A 19,199-nucleotide genomic window follows, 5' to 3' on the forward strand; every position below is an offset into this window, starting at 1 on the left:
GCCGGCGCGTGCCGAAATCGGCGACCTGCAGTTGCGACAGCTCATCGGCCGAGGCGTTGGCGGTCAGCCAGTCAAACTTGCGATACAGCTGTTCGCGTGCCTGCTCCAGCGAAGTTTCCCGGTAGCGATAGCGATTGCGCACTTCGCTGACGATCGCCAGCAGCGGTACCTCGTAGAGGATCACATGCAGCCATGGCCCGCGCAGGCGGATGAACAACTCGCCGTTTTCGATGCCGGTGTGCAGGTAGCGCAGGTTGAAGCGGAACAGACCGAGGAAGCGCAGGAAGTCCGGTTTCAGGAAGGTGATGCGCTCGAGAAAACTCAACTGATCGGCACTCAGGCTCAGCTCGGCCAGACGCTCGATCTGATGACGGATCTCGGCCAGATAAGGGCGCAGATCCTCGGCGTTGCGGCAGCGGAACTCCCATTCGACTTCGACGTTGGGGTAGTTGTGCAGCACCGCCTGCATCATCGTCAGCTTGTAGAAGTCGGTGTCGAGCAGGTTCTGCACGATGCGATCGGCAAACACACTCTCGCTCATAAACGGGTCTCCAGTTGCGCCGCGCCTGGCGCGGTCTATATCGATGGCGCTAGTGGCGCATATCGGCGGTGGGGATTGCCAGCGCTTTTTTGCTTTCAGGTGATAGATCTTCGGAGCCCATACATCTCAAGCCGCAAAAATTGTTCATTTTCGGTTGCACCTCAAGCGCGGCGTGAAGCACTTGCTCGATGCACTCCCAGCTTTTCAAATACTCGGCGAGTAACGAGTGCCTTGCTATCAGCTTTGTTTCCACTGCCTTGAACATCGCTGCCCTGATCATCTCATCGGTTGCTATCTTAGGCATGAAGGCCGTCTCCCTTGAAAGAAATCTGTTCCAGCGTATCTACACCGTCCTGAAGCAACAAATAGGCAGGAAGTATGAGGCGGTAAAAGTCAGAGTCGTTAGTGCCTTTGATAGTGACGGATGTGAAAGCTTCAAGAAGACTTGTGGCGGCGCGGATTCTGAAACAGGCGTCCTCGAATAACTGATCGCGTGCGGCATATGAGTCTATGAAGAAGGTTGGAATGTTGGTTGCGTTTGCTTTCAGCGGGTAAAAACGAGTCATGCCATTAACTCCGTCAAGGTGGTCTGCGGGCAAGGGATTGAAGAGTTTATTGCTCTTGATGTAGCAGCTTTGAAAATGTTGATTTTGTATAGCGTGGTTATTTGAACTAATCACGCTATCGCACTGAGTTGGCCTGGATGGGCTGCCCACCGACTCTCGAGTGGAGAGTCGGAGCGCTAAGTTTCGTTATTCGATATGTGTTGGCACCGGTGGCCATGCAATTGGATCGAGGTCTAAATCGAGAAAAAGTTTTGAATCAAAAACGGGTGTCTTGATTCCACTGCGACGTTGAACTTCATAATCATGCAGGACACGCAGGCATATCTTGAACAGGAGAGCCATCGCCATCAGGTTTACCAGCGCCAGTAAGGTCATGGTTATATCGGCAAACGCCAGAACTGTGGAGAGATCTTCGCTGGCACCCCAGAACACCATTACCAAAACCATGAGTCGATAGATGATCAGCGTTTTTGCAGGTTCACCAAACATGAACCGCAAGCTGTTTTCTCCGAGGTAGTAGTTGTAGAGCATTGCCGTAAATACAAATAATGCTAACGCCATGCTTATGAACATTCTTCCCCACTCCCCTACAACCGCTGCCAGCGAGTTTTGTGCCAGGGCAATTGCGTCGCCTTCAAATCCCGGAGTGTAAAAGCCGGATAACAGGATCATCAGTGCGGTGCAGGTGCAGACCACGAACGTATCGATGAAAACGCTCAATGCCTGAACAATACCTTGTGCAACCGGATGGCTGACCTTCGCCACTGAAGCAACATTGGGGGCGCTGCCCAGCCCTGCTTCGTTGGAGAATACTCCGCGTCTGACGCCCATGATGATGGCGCTGCCGAGCAGACCGCCGAACGCCTGATCCAGACCGAAGGCGCTTCTGATAATGGTCATCAGCATTATCGGTACTTGTTCAAACTGCAGAACCAGCACGTACGCCGTCACGCCGATGTAGGCAAGAACCTTTAGAGGGACCAGTAGGTCGGCTACTGCGGCAATCCGCGTTATACCGCCGATGAATACGATGCCCAGCATCAATGAAAGCGCGAGTCCCGACCACAGGGGCGGCAAATCAAACGCTTCTTTCAAAGAGTGTGATACCGCATGGGATTCGAGACCATTGATGGCAAATCCGAATGTCACCAGCATCAGCATGGCTACGATCAGCCCGAGCCAGCGCTGGTTCAGGCCATGCTGAATGTACCAGGACGGGCCGCCTCTATAGAGACCATTGCCATCGCTGCGTTTATAGAGCTGGCCCAGCGTACATTCGAAGAAGCTGCTCGACATACCCAGAAGTGCGGTCATCCACATCCAGAACACCGCGCCGGGCCCACCCATACTCACCGCAATTCCGACCCCGACGATATTTCCGGTACCCACGCGCCCGGCGAGGCTGAGCGTCAGCGCCTGGAGCGAACTCAAATGGTTGCCGCCTGCGCGCCAGCTACCGAGTAAAACGCCGAACATATGGGGGAAGTATCGCAGTTGAACAAATCCTGATCGGATCGTGAAATAACCCCCTAGCCCAAGAACAAAAGGTATTAATACCCTGCTCGAAAGAAAATCGTTGATGACATCTAGCATTCAAAGCTCCTTGCTATTAAGAGTGCTGGTAAATCAAGGGTGTATTCAGGCCTGAAGTCATTCAGGCGTCGTAATATCCCGCCATATTTGCTTCGGTGCAATTTCGCAAGTTGCTCAAATGTGATGCGAGTTGCTGCTATGGTTGTGCCTTTCTCACCTGTGTTGGGTTGTGGTATGTGTGATTTTTTTCCTGCTAACTTAAAGCTGCTATGTAGTCATTACAGATCTGTCGCGGAGGTTTGTAGGAAGCTTCGCATCAATCGTGGGCAATTCAATAAGTATCTATGTGGGAAAAGTTTCCCTACACCTTTTAATCTCAAGCGCATCTGTGATTTTTTTGGTGTCGATGAGAACGAAATCATTCTGCCTACAGAACAATTCACGATCCTGATAGGCCTGAAGGCTGACAAGGGTCACTCTTTAGTGGGAAGGGCCGCTTCACAAATAATGCACGAACATCTGCGCCGCCAGTCTTCACCGGAATTAAAGGCGCATACCGGTTATTACTACGAGTACTACCATGCGATGACCGACCCCGGCTCCATTCTGTGCTCGCTGGTACATGTGCGGGCCGAAGGCGATGAAATCGTCTATGAGCGAAACGAGCGATTACAGGTTTCTGAAGCGGCAGAGGAATTTGAGCGTTATCAATATCTGGGTATTGCCTATCACCTTCGGGATCGCTTGTTTTTTATCGATTATGAATCGCTCACCTCCAACGAAATCAGTCAGACCATCCTTATTCCAAGCTTCAAAAGCTGCATTACCCGGCTCAATGGGTTGAAGATGGGTGTTTCCGCTGCGGATCATCGCGCTCCCGCATGCTCCAGGGTCGTATGGGAGTATCTGGGGGAGGAAATCAATCCCATCGACGCGTATCGTCGCGTTCGGTTGTACAAGCCTGATGATTGCGCCATTGATGATGATCTGCGCGCACGCCTGGCCCAATCCCGGGTTGTAGAGGGCCTGTTTGTTATCGCTGGATGACCGTCCTGAAAAAACTCCAGATGGAGCGAGGCTGGGTTCTTTTGACGCTCTTTTTCAAGATCAAAAGATCGCAGCCTCGTTGCACTCGACAGCTCCTCCAAGGGGTGGTCAGGGATTGTCGATCTGCTCCAGCATCCACTTCACGAAATCCCGTACCTTTGGCACTTCCGCCGCGTGCTCCGGGTAGGCCAGGTAATAGGCATCGCTGCTGGGCATCGCATGCTGCCAGGGTATGACCAGTTTGCCCTCGGCCAATTCCTCTTCAACCAGAAACCGTGGCAGCAGGGCCACGCCACAACCGACCTGGGCGGCGCGGATGCACATGTAAAAGGTTTCGAAACGCGGCCCATGGTAGCTGTGTTCGGTGTGGTAGCCCTGACTGTCGAACCAGTCGTGCCAGGCCTGCGGTCGCGAGGCATTTTGCAGCAGCACCAGATCGGTGAGTTGCGTCGGGTCAGTGAATGGCGTGTCCGGCAGGCTGGCGGGGGCGCAGACCGGCACCAGTTGTTCGCCGAACAATTTCAGGCATTCCGTGCCGGGTCGCGATGCCTGGCCGAAATAGAAAGCCAGATCGCTGCGCCCCTGCAACAGATCGTCGGCTTCCTGTTCGTTGCACAGATCCAGATGAATCGACGGATGGCGCAGGCGCCAGCCTTTCAGGCGCGGCACCAGCCAACGGGCGCCGAAGGTCGACGGGGTGGAAACGCGCAGGACTTCGGTCTCGCCGCCGTAGGAACGCAGGTAATGAGTCGACATCTCCACTTGGCTGAGGATTTTTCTGACCTCGACCAGATACAAATCCCCGGCCGGCGTCATCTGCAAGCGCCGACGCACGCGGCGGAACAGCAAGTGCTGCAACAGTTCTTCAAGCTGTGCGACCTGCTTGCTCACTGCGCTCTGGGTCAGGTTCAGCTCTTCGGCGGCGCGGGTAAAACTCAGGTGCCGGGTCACGGCCTCGAAGCATTGCAGCGCGGTGATCGAGGGCAAGTGGCGTTTGTTCAGCATGGCCAGTCCTTTTTCTTGTCTTTCGCCAGGCAGCATGAATAAACGGAATGATATCTGGCGTAAAGGTCGTTTGTTGCATCGCCGCAGTGAGGCTACAACTAAAGGCCTGCCCGGCCATGCGAAGAATGGCCGCACACATTCTGTTTTTGCTTGAGGAGAGACCGATGGTTGCCGCATTGCTTGATCGTCTGGGAGTCAACCCGGCCCTGTACCAGAACGGCAAAGTGCCGGTGCATTCGCCCATCGATGGCAGCGAAATTGCCTCGGTGAACTGGGAAGGCGCTGCCGAAGTCGAGCAGCACATCAGTCGTGCAGATCATGCATTCGAGCACTGGCGCAAGGTGCCGGCGCCGCGTCGCGGTGAGCTGGTGCGCCAGTTCGGCGAAGTGTTGCGCGAGTACAAGGCCGACCTCGGCGAGCTGGTATCGTGGGAGGCCGGCAAGATCACTCAGGAAGGTCTGGGTGAAGTGCAGGAGATGATCGACATCTGCGACTTCGCCGTTGGCCTGTCGCGCCAGTTGTACGGTCTGACCATCGCCTCCGAGCGCCCGGGCCACCATATGCGTGAAACCTGGCATCCGCTTGGCGTGGTCGGGGTGATCAGCGCGTTCAATTTCCCGGTCGCAGTGTGGGCGTGGAACACCACCCTGGCGCTGGTCTGCGGCAACCCGGTGGTGTGGAAACCGTCGGAGAAAACCCCGCTGACCGCGCTGGCCTGTCAGGCACTGTTCGATCGCGTAGTGAAGAATTTCAGCGATGCTCCGGCGAGTCTGTGCCAGGTTGTGATCGGCGGTCGTGATGCCGGCGAAGCGCTGGTCGATGATCCGCGTGTTGCGCTGATCAGCGCCACCGGCAGCACGCGCATGGGCCGCGAAGTGGCGCCGAAAGTCGCCGCGCGTTTCGCCCGCAGCATTCTCGAGCTCGGCGGCAACAACGCGATGATCCTCGGCCCGAGCGCCGATCTGGACATGGCGGTGCGCGCGATTCTGTTCAGCGCCGTCGGTACCGCCGGGCAACGCTGCACGACCTTGCGTCGACTGATCGCTCACGAATCGGTCAAGGAAGAAATCGTCACCCGCCTCAAGGCTGCCTATTCGAAAGTACGCATCGGCCATCCGCTGCAAGGCAATCTGGTCGGCCCGCTGATCGACAAACACAGTTTTGAAAACATGCAGGACGCCTTGGAGCAGGCATTGAGCGAAGGCGGTCGGGTGTTCGGTGGCAAGCGCCAACTGGAAGAGCAGTTCCCCAACGCCTACTACGTGTCGCCGGCCATCGTGGAAATGCCCGAGCAGAGCGACGTGGTCTGCAGCGAAACCTTCGCGCCAATTCTCTATGTGGTCGGCTACAGCGATTTCGAGGAAGCGCTGCGCCTGAACAACGCCGTGCCGCAAGGCCTGTCATCGTGCATCTTCACCACCGACGTGCGTGAGGCCGAGCGGTTCATGTCGGCGGTTGGCAGTGACTGCGGCATCGCCAACGTCAACATCGGCCCGAGCGGTGCGGAAATCGGCGGTGCATTTGGTGGCGAGAAAGAGACCGGCGGCGGCCGTGAATCCGGCTCCGATGCCTGGCGCGCGTACATGCGCCGGCAGACCAACACCGTCAACTACTCGCTGGAATTGCCGTTGGCGCAGGGCATTACATTCGACTGACGAAGCTTGATGCGATTGCCCTGTGGGAGCGAGCCTGCTCGCGAATGCGTCAGGTCAGTCGACACTGATGTTGGCTGATTTACCGCTTTCGCGAGCAGGCTCGCTCCCACAGGATCTGCACTGTGTTTGTTGGGTTTCTGTTGGAGTCTGGCAATGCCGTTACGCGAAGAATGTCTGTGGGAAACGCTCACGCCACAACGCCCGGATAACGCGGCGCTCAGCGGCGAGGTCAAGGTCGATGTCTGTGTGATCGGCGCCGGGTTCACCGGGTTGTCAGCGGCGCTGCATCTGCTGGAAAAAGGCAAAAGCGTCTGCGTGCTGGAAGCGCATCGCGCAGGGCATGGTGGCTCCGGGCGCAACGTCGGGCTGGTCAACGCCGGCATGTGGATTCCTCCGGACGAGATCGAAGCCGGTTTCGGCGAGGCGGTCGGCAGTCAGCTCAACCGCATGCTCGGTGCGGCGCCGGCGCTGGTGTTCAGCCTTGTGGATAAATACAACATCGATTGCCAGTTGCGCCGCGAAGGCACTTTGCACATGGCGCACAACGCCAAGGGCGAGGCGGATCTGCGCAGTCGCGAGCAGCAGTGGAAGCGCCGTGGCGCACCGGTCGAACTGCTCACCGGCAAGGCTTGCGAGCAAGCCACCGGTACGCAGAAAATCGCCGCCGCGTTGCTTGATCGCCGTGCCGGCACGCTCAATCCGATGGCCTATGTCACCGGGCTGGCGAATGCCGTGCGCGGGCTCGGCGGGCAGATGTTCGATCATTCGCCGGTGACTCGCCTCGAGCGCATCGGGCAGAACTGGTCGGTGCAAACCGCCCAGGGCTCGGTACTCGCCGAACAAGTGGTCATCGCCTCCAATGCTTACACCGAAGGCGACTGGACCGAACTCAAGCGCAATTTCTTTCCCGGTTATTACTACCAGGTCGCCTCGGTGCCGCTCAGCGAAGACGCCGCGCAGGAAATTCTTCCCGGCGGGCAGGGCTCGTGGGATACCCGTCAGGTATTGAGCAGCATCCGCCGTGACAAGGACGGACGGCTGTTGCTCGGCAGCCTCGGCAATGGCAACCAGAAACCGACCTGGTTTCTCAAGGCCTGGGCTGATCGGGTGCAGCAGCATTACTTCCCCAACCTGAAGCCGGTCGAATGGGAATGCACCTGGACCGGGCGCATTGCGTTTACCCCTGATCACCTGATGCGTCTGTTCGAACCGGCGCCGGGGCTGGTGGCCGTCACCGGTTATAACGGTCGCGGCGTCACCACCGGCACGGTGGTCGGCAAAGCTTTCGCCGATTACCTGTGCAACGGCGATCCGCAGGCACTGCCGATTCCCTTCGCACCGATGCAGCCCCTGGCCGGTGCGGGCTTGCGCAGTTGCCTGTACGAGGCCGGGTTTTCCCTGTATCACGCGGGCCAGTGCCTGCGCATCGTCATTTGAGTGTTGAAAATTGTTGCCGCAAGCGGCGCTTTTGCATCCAGCGACTAGCCTGTAATGGTGCGGGTTGTAGCAGTCCCGCACCAGCAGTGTGCAGTTCGGTGACGCGGGCTGTTACAGGCTGGTTGCACGTCGTTTGCCGCTGCGGTTGCAATGATGGCGCGTGCGGGTTGCGCCTGAAAAAACAAATGGTTTCACCTTCCGCGGTTTAGACGGTTGCACGCCCAATGAAAATGGGACCGAAACAGTCGAAATAACAACAACGCAGCGACTTTTTGAAGAATAAAAAACCGATGGCACGGGCCTTGCTCTGAGCTTTGAGTGAAGTGAAGTCGCAGTGCCAACTAAAAAAAACCTTGGAGCACCACCTCATGTCCCAGACGTTTTACAAGAAAGGCTTTCTGGCCCTCGCAGTCGCTACTGCGCTGGGTGTTTCTGCGTTTGCTCAAGCTGATATCAAGATCGGTGTAGCGGGTCCGATGACCGGTGCCAACGCGGCATTCGGCGAGCAGTACATGAAGGGTGCACAGGCGGCGGCCGATGCGGTCAACGCGGCGGGCGGCGTCAATGGGGAAAAAATCGTCCTGGTCAAAGGCGATGACGCCTGCGAACCGAAGCAGGCGGTGACGGTCGCCAAGGACCTCACCAACCAGAAAGTCGCCGGCGTGGTCGGCCACTTCTGCTCCTCCTCGACCATTCCAGCGTCGGAAATCTACGACGAAGCCGGGATCATCGCGATCACCCCTGGCTCGACCAACCCGCAAGTTACCGAGCGTGGCCTCAGCGCCATGTTCCGTATGTGCGGACGTGACGACCAGCAAGGCATCGTTGCCGGCGACTACATCGTCGACATGCTCAAGGGCAAGAAAGTCGTCGTGCTGCACGACAAGGACACCTACGGCCAAGGCCTGGCGGACGCCACCAAGGCTCAGCTGGAAAAACGCGGCGTCAAGCCTGTGCTGTACGAAGGCCTGACCCGTGGCGAGAAAGACTTCAGCACCATCGTCACCAAGATCCGTGGCGCCGGTGCCGATGTCGTCTACTTCGGTGGCCTGCATCCGGAAGCCGGTCCACTGGTTCGCCAGCTGCGTGAACAAGGCCTGAAAGACGTCAAGTTCATGTCCGACGACGGCATCGTGACTGACGAGCTGGTGACCACCGCTGGCGGCCCACAATTCACTGACGGCGTGCTGATGACTTTCGGCGCCGACCCGCGCCTGTTGCCTGAAAGCAAGACCGTAGTGGACGCGTTCCGCAAGGCCGGCACCGAGCCTGAAGGCTACACCCTGTACGCCTACGCCTCGGTTCAGACCCTGGCGGCAGCGTTCAACGGTGCCAAGTCCAACAAGGGTGAAGAGGCTGCGGCCTGGCTGAAGAAAAATCCGGTGAAAACCGTGATGGGCGAAAAAACCTGGGACGCCAAGGGCGACCTGAAAGTCTCCGACTACGTGGTTTACCAGTGGGACAAGGACGGCAAATACCACCAGCTGGAAAAGCAGAAGTAAGGGCTGAAGCGATCATCTGATCACTACCGATCCCCTGTGGGAGCGAGCCTGCTCGCGAAGACGCACTGACAAACAACCTCTGCGTTGAATGTGCAACCGCTTTCGCGAGCAGGCTCGCTCCCACAAAGGGGTTCCGTGTGGTCAGGGCTGATCACGCTCCGACATTGCTCCGACGTACATCTGTATTTTTCCTAGAAGAACCGCGCGTCATGGGCGCGCAGGTTCTCACTGCGTGAGATTGCGTTATGGATGGTATTTTCCTGCAGCAACTGGTCAATGGCCTGACCCTCGGGTCGGTCTATGGCCTGATCGCCATCGGCTACACAATGGTCTACGGCATCATCGGCATGATCAACTTCGCCCACGGCGAGGTTTACATGATTTCCGCTTACCTGGCGGCAATCAGTCTGGCTCTGCTGGCTTACTTCGGTATCGAATCCTTCCCGCTGCTGATGCTCGGCACGCTGATCTTCACCATCGTCGTCACGGCGGTGTATGGCTGGGTCATCGAGCGTGTTGCCTACAAACCCCTGCGTAACTCGACCCGCCTGGCGCCGCTGATCAGCGCTATCGGTATTTCGCTGATTCTGCAGAACTACGCACAGATCGCTCAGGGTGCCAAACAACAGGGCGTGCCTACGCTGCTGACCGGGGCCTGGCGTGTTGAAGTCGGCACCGGCTTCGTACAACTGACCTACACCAAAGTCTTCATCCTGATCGCCGCGTTCGTCGGCATGGGGCTGCTGACCTACGTCATCAAATACACCAAGCTCGGCCGCATGTGCCGTGCGACCCAGCAAGACCGCAAGATGGCCTCGATCCTGGGGATCAACACCGACCGGGTGATTTCCTATGTGTTCATCATCGGTGCAGCCATGGCCGCACTGGCCGGTGTGCTGATCACCATGAACTACGGCACGTTCGACTTCTATGCCGGCTTCATCATCGGCATCAAGGCGTTCACCGCAGCGGTTCTGGGCGGCATCGGTTCACTGCCCGGCGCTATGCTCGGCGGGATCATCCTCGGCATCTCCGAGTCGCTGTTCTCCGGTCTGGTCAACTCCGACTACAAAGACGTGTTCAGTTTCTCGCTGCTCGTCCTCGTACTGGTCTTCCGGCCGCAGGGCCTGTTGGGCCGTCCTCTTGTGTCGAAGGTGTAAGCGATGTCTGCAACCACTGAAAAATCCATCGATATCAAAAAAAGTCTGGTCGAGGCGATTCTTGCCGGCCTGATTGCGCTGATCGTGTTCGGGCCGATTGTCGGCGTGGTCCTCGACGGCTACAGCTTCAACCTCGAAGCGACCCGCGTGGCGTGGATCATTGCCATCGTCATGGCCGGTCGCTTTGCCCTCAGCCTGTTCCTGCAAACACCCAAGGGCCTGAAGATCCTCGACGGGTTCGAGAGCACCGGTTCCGGTGTGCACGTGCTGCCGGCGGACTACAAATCGCGGCTGCGCTGGATCATCCCGCTGATTATCGTGCTGGCGATCATCGTGCCGTTTGTCTCCAACTCCTATCTGCTGGGGGTGGTCATCCTCGGTTTGATCTACGTGCTGCTGGGGCTGGGGCTGAACATCGTGGTCGGTCTGGCCGGGCTGCTCGACCTTGGTTACGTGGCGTTCTACGCCATCGGTGCCTACGGTCTGGCGCTGGGTTACCAGTATCTCGGTCTGGGCTTCTGGACCGTGCTGCCGCTGGCGGCGATCACCGCAGGCCTGGCCGGTTGCATTCTCGGTTTCCCGGTGTTGCGTCTGCACGGTGACTATCTGGCGATCGTGACCCTGGGCTTCGGCGAAATCATTCGTCTGGTGCTGAACAACTGGCTGTCGCTGACTGGCGGCCCGAACGGCATGCCGGCGCCACTGCCGACGTTCTTCGGCCTGGAGTTCGGCAAGCGGGCGAAGGATGGCGGGGTGCCGTTTCATGAGTTCTTCGGCCTGACCTACAACCCCGACGTGAAGTATTACTTCATCTATGCAGTGCTGTTCCTGGTGGTGCTGGCGGTGCTGTACGTCAAGCATCGGCTGGTGAAGATGCCGGTCGGTCGCGCGTGGGAAGCGCTGCGTGAAGATGAAATCGCCTGCCGCTCGATGGGTCTCAACCATGTGCTGGTCAAGCTCTCGGCGTTCACCATCGGTGCGTCGACGGCGGGTCTGGCCGGGGTGTTCTTCGCCACCTATCAAGGCTTCGTCAACCCGACCTCGTTTACCTTCTTCGAATCGGCGCTGATCCTCGCCATCGTCGTGCTCGGCGGCATGGGCTCGACCATCGGCGTGGTCATCGCCGCATTCGTGCTCACCGTTGCTCCGGAACTGCTGCGCGGCTTCGCTGAATACCGCGTGCTGCTGTTCGGCATCCTGATGGTGTTGATGATGATCTGGCGACCACGCGGGCTGATCCGCATCAGCCGCACCGGGGTCAAACCACGCAAAGGTGCCATTCACTACGAGAGGACTGCGCCATGAGTGAAGTCGTACTCTCTGTTGAAAAACTGATGATGCATTTCGGTGGCATCAAGGCATTGAGCGATGTCAGCCTGAAGGTCAAACGCAATTCGATCTTCGCCCTGATCGGCCCCAATGGTGCCGGCAAGACCACGGTGTTCAACTGCCTGACCGGTTTCTACAAGGCCACGGGCGGCAAGATCGAACTCAACGTGCGCGGCCAGCAGACCAACGTCATCCAGTTGCTGGGCGAGTCGTTCAAACCGACCGATTTCGTTTCGCCGAAATCCTTCCTCAGCCGCATGTACTACAAAATGTTCGGCGGTACTCACCTGGTGAACCGTGCAGGTCTCGCCCGTACGTTCCAGAATATTCGCCTGTTCAAGGAAATGTCTGTGCTGGAAAACCTGCTGGTCGCGCAGCACATGTGGGTCAACCGCAACATGCTCGCCGGCATCCTCAACACCAAGGGCTATCGCAAGGCCGAGAGCGATGCGCTGGATGTCGCGTTCTACTGGCTGGAAGTGGTCGATCTGGTCGACTGCGCCAACCGTCTCGCCGGTGAACTCTCGTACGGCCAACAACGCCGTCTGGAGATCGCTCGGGCCATGTGCACGCGGCCGCAGATCATCTGCCTCGACGAACCGGCCGCCGGCCTCAACCCTCAGGAAACCGAAGCGCTCAGCGCGATGATCCGGCTGCTGCGCGACGAGCACGATCTGACCGTGGTGCTGATCGAACACGACATGGGCATGGTCATGAGCATTTCCGATCACATCGTGGTTCTCGACCACGGCATCGTCATCGCCGAAGGCGGGCCGGAAGCGATCCGCAACGATCCGAAAGTGATCGCGGCCTATCTGGGCGCCGACGAAGAGGAGCTGGTATGAGTCAACCGATCCTCGAACTGCGTAATCTGGACGTGTTCTACGGCCCGATCCAGGCGCTCAAGGGCGTTTCCCTGCAGATCAACGAAGGCGAGACCGTCAGCCTGATCGGCTCCAACGGCGCCGGCAAGTCGACCTTGCTGATGTCGATCTTCGGCCAGCCGAGAGCGGCGGGTGGGCAGATTCTCTATCAGGGCGTCGACATCACGCAGAAGTCCTCGCACTACATCGCCTCCAACGGCATCGCGCAGTCACCGGAAGGGCGGCGGGTTTTCCCCGACATGACCGTCGAGGAAAACCTGCTGATGGGCACCATCCCGATTGGCGACAAGTACGCCAAAGAGGACATGCAGCGCATGTTCGAGCTGTTCCCACGGCTTGAGGAGCGACGCAATCAGCGGGCGATGACCATGTCCGGCGGTGAACAGCAGATGCTCGCCATCGCCCGTGCGCTGATGAGCCGGCCGAAGCTGTTGCTGCTGGATGAACCGAGCCTGGGTCTGGCGCCGATAGTGGTGAAGCAGATTTTCGCCACGCTGCGCGAGCTGGCGAAAACCGGGATGACGATTTTCCTCGTCGAGCAGAACGCCAACCATGCGCTGAAGCTGTCGGACCGGGCGTATGTGATGGTTAACGGTGAGATTCGCCTCACCGGCACCGGTAAAGAACTGTTGGTGAATGAGGAGGTGCGTAACGCCTATCTGGGCGGGCACTGAATTCTCACGGTTGTACACAGCCCCGGCGACGAGAGTCCCGGGGCTTTTTTATTTCTCAATATCGCCATATGTCTGTGTAGGAGCTGCCGAAGGCTGCGATCTTTTGATCTTGAAAAACAATCAAAAGATCGCAGCCTTCGGCAGCTCCTACATGTAATCAAGGCATGACATCAAGCGGAATTCAGAATTGTGGAAAACAAATTCCCCAAGCTGCCAAAGCGCGACATATAGACGCTGCAAATGGCTGTTTTTCCACAGTTTTGAGTTGTCCCCGGTTACTGTGGAGCTGGCTGTGAATAACGTGGGTGTATCTGGCTGCAAGCCTTATAAAACGTGGCTTGCATGGATGTGCTTATTTTTTGATCAGGCATTTTTGCTGAAGCGAGCGGCGTCATTGTCAACCTTTTTCTGGGGCGTAGAGACCTGGCAATTGCGTGTGCGCAAGCCTGTGGATAAGTCTGTGACTAAACTCTGGAAAGACCTCGCGGAGCGCCGTAGTTGCTGGCCTCGCGCAATCACCCGGTTGCACCGTCCGTCGTGCAAAATGCCCTGTCCCGCACATCCCCCGCCTCACGGTCAAGCAAAAAACTTTCCATTTCGCCCGCAAAGCCTTGTGTGGCGCGGCTTTGCGCGTTTGCACTTGCCCCCGGAAACTGTGGAGCAGACTGTGGATAACATGCGTGCACATGGCTACAGGCCACGCTGGCTATGGTCTTGGCAGGTCTGGTTGATTTTTGTACAGCTGGCAGGTGTTGCCCGTATTCGCGAGGGCGGGCATGCTGCCTGCTGATTTTCTATTCCAAGGGCTGCCGTGGCGGCCGAAGCAAGGAGAACACGATGTCCGACACCCTGTTTATCACCGGCGCTACGTCCGGTTTTGGTGAAGCCTGTGCCCGTCGTTTTGCCGAGGCTGGCTGGAAACTGGTACTGACCGGCCGTCGTGAAGAACGCCTCAATGCCCTCTGCGCCGAACTGTCGAAGCAGACCGAAGTGCACGGTCTGGTTCTCGATGTGCGCGATCGCAAGGCGATGGAGGAGGCGATTGCCAACCTGCCGCCGTCGTTCGCCAAACTTCGTGGCCTGATCAACAACGCCGGCCTGGCGCTCGGCGTCGACCCGGCGCCCAAGTGTGACCTGGATGACTGGGACACCATGGTCGACACCAACGTCAAAGGCCTGATGTACGCCACTCGCCTGCTGCTGCCTCGGCTGATCGCCCACGGCCGTGGCGCCGGTATCGTCAACCTCGGTTCCATCGCCGGCAACTATCCGTACCCGGGCAGCCACGTGTACGGCGCGACCAAAGCCTTCGTCAAACAGTTCTCGCTGAACCTGCGTTGCGACTTGCAAGGCACGGGCGTGCGGGTCAGCAACATCGAACCCGGCCTGTGTGAAAGCGAGTTCTCGCTGGTGCGTTTCGCCGGTGATCAGGAGCGCTACAACGCCACTTACGCTGGCGCCGAGCCGATCCAGCCACAGGACATCGCCGAGACGATTTTCTGGGTCATGAACACCCCGGCGCACATCAACATCAACAGCCTGGAGCTGATGCCGGTGAGCCAGACCTGGGCCGGGTTTGCCATCGAGCGTAACAAGGCTTGATACCGCGCTGAGGCCATTCGCGAGCAGGCTCGCTCCCACAGGAGAATGCATTTCAAACTGTGGGAGCGAGCCTGCTCGCGAAAAGGCCGGCACAGGCAAAACAGGACGATAAGCTAAACTCCGCACTCAACCATCAGGCCGCACCCCGCGGCGCTCAAGGTTTCATGAGGAGTTCAAGTGAGTAACCGAGGTGAGCAGGCACTGCTCAAACAATCGACGCTGTTGATGCTGGCGGTGTCGATTGCCGGGATCGTCACCGGTTTTGTTTCAGGTTCGCAATCCATCCTGTTCGATGGCTTTTTTTCGCTGATCGCGACATTCATCAAAATTCTGATGCTGATCACCGCCCGGCTGATTGCCAAGCAAAGCAATCAGCGTTTCCAGTTCGGCTTCTGGCATCTGGAGCCGATGGTGCTGCTGATCGAAGGCAGCTTCCTGCTGTTGATCGCCATCTACGCTTTTCTCAACGGCGTGTTCGGCATCATCAATGGTGGCCGTGATATCGAGTTGGGTCTGGTGATCGTCTATGCGGCGGTGTTTACCGTTGTCGAGTTCGCCTACTTCTTCTACGTGCGCCGGCGTAATCGCGCGCTCAAATCCAGCCTGATCCAGTTCGACAACATCAGCTGGCTGGTCGACGCGATGCTCTCGGTGGGGTTGTTGATCAGTTTTCTCGCCGCGCTGCTGCTCAAGTCCCAGGGCTATGGCGAGTGGGCGGTGTATGTCGACCCGCTGATCCTCATCGTGCTGGCGCTGACCATGCTGCCCCCGGCATTCAAGATCCTCGGCCCGGCGTTGCGTGATGTGCTGGGTATCGCCCCGGACACGCTGGATGACCAGGTCAGGCAGGTCATGGAGGTGGCGAAGGTCGAGCATGGTTTCGACGATTACGTGTCCTACGTGCAAAAGCACGGTCGGGCGCGGTTCATCGAGATTCATGTGGTGTTGCCGGCGGATTATCCGCTGCGCGATGTCGCGCAACTGGATGCTTTACGCGAGGAGATATCGGCGCAGCTGGGTGAACCGGATGCGGCAAGGTGGCTGACGATCAGCTTCACCGGGGACAAGAAGTGGATTGCCTGATGACCGCGTAACGGCATTCGCGAGCAGGCTCGCTCCCACAGGGGAATGCATTTCAAACTGTGGGAGCGAGCCTGCTCGCGAAAGCAATTGTTCGGTCAGCGAAGATATTCAGCCAAACCGTGATAGCAAGTCGCCAAATGATAAGGCGTGGTCGAAGGCATGTCCTTGCGACTGACTTCACCATTCTCATCGCGACACTCATGCCAGCCGCCGTCATGCAGAAACCGCTGCTGCAACGCCTGCAACTGGCGCAGCACTACCGCTTCGCTGTCCGCCCGCAAGGTCAGCGCGCGCAGGTATTCGGCTTGAGCCCAGATCCGCTGGGTCGAATCCCTCGGCCGGCCATTGCTTTCCAGATCAAGCATCGCCCGTACCGCGCCGCAGGACTCCAGCACGCCGTACTGCTCGGTGAAGGCAAACGCCCGATCCAGCGCCCGGTGCAGTTTCGAGTCGCGCAACAGCGCCGACGATTCGAGCAGGAAATACCATTCGAACTGGTGCCCCGGCTCGTACCAGTTATCCACAGCACCCAGCGGCTTCTCCATCAACACGCCATATTGCGGATCGACGAATTGCTTGTGCATGGCTGTGCATAACTCAAGCAAGTCTTTCTGCGTTTGCGAGTCTTCGCGCACTGCCAAAGTGGCCAGAAAGGCTTCGGCCAAGTGCATCAGGGGATTTTGCAGTGGGCCGGTTTGCAGAGTGTTCCAGTCCCGCTCAAGGCAGGCTTCGTACAAGCCGTCGCCGGTGGCGAAACGGCGGCCGATGATTTCCAGCGCGGCGTTGAGTGTCGATTCGGCCAGCGAATCCCGCGACTTGTCCCAGTAATGCGCGCAGGCGAACAGGATGAAGGCGTGGGTGTAGAGATCCTTGCGCTGGTCAAGCGGCTTGCCCTGTGCGTCGATGCTGTAGAACCAGCCGCCGTGCTCGGCATCATGGAAATGCCGTTGCAGGGAACGGAACAACGCGGCGGCGCGGACTTCGGCGTTATCCACAACCCCGATCAGGCTGGAGAACAGATACAGCTGCCGTGCGCAGGCCATCGCCCGATAGCGTTGCGCTGGCAACGGCTGGTGTGTAGCGTCCAGCGCCTCATAGGGCAACGCCATGTCGGCATTCCAGCCCGGGCCTTGCCACAGCGGCACGATCACGTCGAGGAAGTGCTGCTGCACCTGGCCAAACAGGGCGGTCAATTCGGGCAGGGCGGTGGAGCGGGAAGCGTGGGGCATGGGCGGGCGTCACGGGCTTGGGCGATTGCGCGACATGGTAGCAGAGAGCACCGCTTGAGAGAGGCGGTGTCTGTCAGGCCGTCTTCGCGAGCAGGCTCACTCCCACAGTGGATTTGCAGCGAACAAAAAACCTGTGGGAGCGAGCCTGCTCGCGAAGAGGCCGGTTCAGGCAATAAAAAATCAGCCTGCGAGCAACCACACCCCAGTCGCCGCCGAAGCCGCACCCGCCAACCGCACCAGCGGTGCCGCTGCCTGCGGAAGAACCCGCACCACGCCATAGCCGAGCGCATGCAACACCGCTGTCGCCGCGACGAACCCGGCCGCATACGCCCACGGACTGCTCATTTCCGGCAGCTCCAGCCCATGCGCCACGCCATGGAACAGCGCAAACAGCGCCGTCGCTGCCACCGCCATCACCAGCGGCGGACGCACCGCCAGTGCCACGGCCAGGCCCAGCGCCAATACCGAAGCAGCAATCCCGCTTTCCAGCGCCGGCAACTCCAGCCCTTCAAAACCGAACAGGCCGCCCAGCAGCATGGTGCCGACGAATGTGCACGGCAGCGCCCAGCGCGCCGCGCCTTGTTGCTGCGCCGCCCACAAACCGACGGCGAGCATTGCCAGCAAGTGATCGAGGCCGCCGATCGGATGGCTGATGCCGGCGATGAGGCCGCTGTCGCCATGCCCCGGATGAGCGAACGCCAGTGCCGGTGTCAGCAGCAACGCCAGAGCGCCAAGAATGCGTTTGAGTGTCATGGATAAGCTTCCTTGTTGATAAGTGGATCAGTCGTCGGTCAGCAGGCCCTGGCGTTCGATGAAGGCGATGATTTCTTCGAGGCCCTGACCGGTTTTCTGGTTGCTGAAAACGAACGGTTTGCCGTTGCGCATGCGTTTGGTGTCGCTGTCCATCATTTCCAGCGAGGCGCCCACCAGTGGCGCGAGGTCGATCTTGTTGATCACCAGCAGGTCGGACTTGCAGATCCCCGGGCCGCCCTTGCGCGGCAGCTTGTCGCCGGCGGAGACGTCGATCACGTAGATGGTCAGGTCCGACAGCTCCGGGCTGAAGGTCGCCGAGAGGTTGTCGCCGCCGGACTCCACCAGGATCAGATCCAGCCCGGGAAAGCGCCGGTTCAGTTGATCGACCGCTTCGAGGTTGATCGAGGCGTCTTCGCGGATCGCCGTGTGCGGGCAGCCGCCGGTTTCCACGCCGATGATCCGCTCCGGCGCGAGGGCTTCGTTGCGCACCAGGAAATCGGCGTCTTCGCGGGTGTAGATGTCGTTGGTGACCACGGCGAGGTTGTAACGCTCGCGCAGGGCCAGGCACAGGGCCAAAGTCAGCGCGGTCTTGCCGGAACCGACCGGGCCGCCGATGCCGACGCGCAGAGGTTGTGTATCCATTTCATTCTCCAAAAATAACCAGCCCTAAGAGCGGAAGAGGCGGCTGTACTGGCGCTCATGGGCCATGCACGCCAGGGACAGGCCAAACGCGGCGCTGCCGATGTGTTCGGGATCTATGCGGGTCGCATCGTGCTGCGCCTGTTGCAGCAGTGGCAGCAGTTCGCTGGTCAGGCGCTGGGCGGCTTGCTGGCCCAGCGGCAGGGTTTTCATCAATACGGCGAGCTGGTTTTCCAGCCAGCTCCACAGCCACGCGGCAAGAGCATCCTGCGCGCTGATGCCCCAGGCGCGTGCTGCCAGCGCCCAGCACAGGGCCAGATGCGGTTCTGTGGTCTGGTCAAGAAAGTCGCGGGCGGGCGCATCGAGTTCCGGCAAACCGTTCAACAACTGCTGCAAGGAGTAGCCCATCTGCCGGCTTTCCAGATGCAACTCGCGGGTTTCGCGACTGGCGCGGTGGCTCTCGCAGAGCTGCCGTAGCTCGGCCCAGTTTTCATCTGCTGCGGCCTGGCAATGCGCCAACAGCAGCGGCGCTTCGAAGCGGGCGAGATTGAGCAGCAGTT

The 19,199-nt window shown here is 58.9% G+C and carries 18 protein-coding genes and 1 pseudogene; 10 read left to right on the forward strand and 9 right to left on the reverse strand.

The genetic code is table 11. The features are described from left to right. The 4 genes and pseudogenes from D6877_RS09755 to D6877_RS09770 form a co-directional block, all read right to left on the reverse strand. A pseudogene (locus D6877_RS09755) lies at positions 1-541 on the reverse strand (nicotinate phosphoribosyltransferase); the annotation flags it as partial. A gap of 49 nt (positions 542-590) precedes the next feature. Continuing rightward, positions 591-845, reverse strand: coding sequence for a hypothetical protein (locus D6877_RS09760; RefSeq protein ID WP_130910612.1), 255 nt, complete (start codon positions 843-845; stop codon positions 591-593). Continuing rightward, on the reverse strand, positions 838-1,107 hold the full coding sequence (locus tag D6877_RS09765; RefSeq protein WP_039756931.1) for a hypothetical protein: 270 nt from the start codon (positions 1,105-1,107) through the stop codon (positions 838-840). Before D6877_RS09765 ends, D6877_RS09760 begins: the two co-directional genes overlap by 8 nt. A 186-nt stretch (positions 1,108-1,293) precedes the next feature. Next, positions 1,294-2,700, reverse strand: coding sequence for an alanine/glycine:cation symporter family protein (locus D6877_RS09770; protein ID WP_130910613.1), 1,407 nt, complete (start codon positions 2,698-2,700; stop codon positions 1,294-1,296). A gap of 174 nt (positions 2,701-2,874) precedes the next feature. Here D6877_RS09770 and D6877_RS09775 point away from each other — a divergent pair, with 174 nt between their 5' ends. Further along, the gene (locus D6877_RS09775) at positions 2,875-3,687 is read left to right on the forward strand and encodes a helix-turn-helix transcriptional regulator (protein ID WP_130910626.1); all 813 of its coding nucleotides are present in this window, start codon (positions 2,875-2,877) and stop codon (positions 3,685-3,687) included. Positions 3,688-3,795: 108 nt separating this feature from the next. Here D6877_RS09775 and D6877_RS09780 read toward each other — a convergent pair whose 3' ends face one another. Further along, entirely contained in the window at positions 3,796-4,692 is an 897-nt protein-coding gene (locus D6877_RS09780) for a LysR family transcriptional regulator (RefSeq protein ID WP_130910614.1), read from the reverse strand. A gap of 164 nt (positions 4,693-4,856) precedes the next feature. On the opposite strand from D6877_RS09780, the gene D6877_RS09785 reads away from it, so the two are divergent. The 9 genes from D6877_RS09785 (at position 4,857) to D6877_RS09835 (ending at position 16,018) form a co-directional block, all read left to right on the forward strand. Then, positions 4,857-6,347, forward strand: a complete 1,491-nt coding sequence (locus D6877_RS09785) for an aldehyde dehydrogenase family protein (protein ID WP_130910615.1) — start codon at positions 4,857-4,859, stop codon at positions 6,345-6,347. Positions 6,348-6,500: 153 nt separating this feature from the next. Continuing rightward, positions 6,501-7,784 carry an FAD-binding oxidoreductase gene (locus D6877_RS09795; protein ID WP_130910617.1) on the forward strand — a complete coding sequence of 428 codons (1,284 nt, stop codon included), beginning with the start codon at positions 6,501-6,503 and terminating at the stop codon, positions 7,782-7,784. Between the two features lie 368 nt (positions 7,785-8,152). After that, positions 8,153-9,286: an ABC transporter substrate-binding protein gene (locus D6877_RS09800; protein WP_130910618.1), complete on the forward strand. Its 1,134-nt coding sequence runs from the start codon at positions 8,153-8,155 to the stop codon at positions 9,284-9,286. A 245-nt stretch (positions 9,287-9,531) separates the two neighbouring features. Next, positions 9,532-10,446 (forward strand): branched-chain amino acid ABC transporter permease, encoded by a 915-nt coding sequence (locus D6877_RS09805; RefSeq protein WP_016771918.1) that lies wholly within the window; start codon positions 9,532-9,534, stop codon positions 10,444-10,446. Positions 10,447-10,449: 3 nt separating this feature from the next. Beyond that, positions 10,450-11,751, forward strand: coding sequence for a high-affinity branched-chain amino acid ABC transporter permease LivM (gene livM / locus D6877_RS09810; protein WP_024011385.1), 1,302 nt, complete (start codon positions 10,450-10,452; stop codon positions 11,749-11,751). Then, positions 11,748-12,620, forward strand: coding sequence for an ATP-binding cassette domain-containing protein (locus D6877_RS09815; RefSeq protein ID WP_016771916.1), 873 nt, complete (start codon positions 11,748-11,750; stop codon positions 12,618-12,620). The genes livM and D6877_RS09815 overlap by 4 nt, the downstream gene beginning before the upstream one ends. Continuing rightward, the gene (locus tag D6877_RS09820) at positions 12,617-13,333 is read left to right on the forward strand and encodes an ABC transporter ATP-binding protein (RefSeq protein WP_016771915.1); all 717 of its coding nucleotides are present in this window, start codon (positions 12,617-12,619) and stop codon (positions 13,331-13,333) included. Before D6877_RS09815 ends, D6877_RS09820 begins: the two co-directional genes overlap by 4 nt. Before the next feature lie 837 nt (positions 13,334-14,170). Further along, positions 14,171-14,935: an SDR family oxidoreductase gene (locus tag D6877_RS09830; RefSeq protein WP_122748055.1), complete on the forward strand. Its 765-nt coding sequence runs from the start codon at positions 14,171-14,173 to the stop codon at positions 14,933-14,935. 177 nt (positions 14,936-15,112) lie between these two features. Further along, entirely contained in the window at positions 15,113-16,018 is a 906-nt protein-coding gene (locus tag D6877_RS09835; protein WP_130910619.1) for a cation diffusion facilitator family transporter, read from the forward strand. 95 nt (positions 16,019-16,113) lie between these two features. On the opposite strand, the gene D6877_RS09840 is transcribed toward D6877_RS09835, so the two are convergent. From D6877_RS09840 to D6877_RS09855, 4 genes are all read right to left on the reverse strand, one after another. Next, complete coding sequence (locus D6877_RS09840; RefSeq protein ID WP_130910620.1) at positions 16,114-17,247, reverse strand: AGE family epimerase/isomerase; 1,134 nt, start codon at positions 17,245-17,247, stop codon at positions 16,114-16,116. A gap of 180 nt (positions 17,248-17,427) precedes the next feature. Beyond that, a complete protein-coding gene (locus D6877_RS09845) occupies positions 17,428-18,000 on the reverse strand; it encodes a HupE/UreJ family protein (protein WP_130910621.1) in 573 nt (190 codons plus the stop codon). Positions 18,001-18,027: 27 nt separating this feature from the next. After that, the gene (gene ureG / locus D6877_RS09850) at positions 18,028-18,642 is read right to left on the reverse strand and encodes an urease accessory protein UreG (RefSeq protein ID WP_130910622.1); all 615 of its coding nucleotides are present in this window, start codon (positions 18,640-18,642) and stop codon (positions 18,028-18,030) included. 24 nt (positions 18,643-18,666) lie between these two features. Further along, positions 18,667-19,199 (reverse strand): urease accessory UreF family protein (locus D6877_RS09855; protein ID WP_130910627.1); only part of this gene is annotated, 533 nt, incomplete at its 5' end.

Source organism: Pseudomonas sp. Sample_9, assembly GCF_004307535.1.
In the GTDB taxonomy this organism is placed as follows: domain Bacteria; phylum Pseudomonadota; class Gammaproteobacteria; order Pseudomonadales; family Pseudomonadaceae; genus Aquipseudomonas; species Aquipseudomonas mercuritolerans.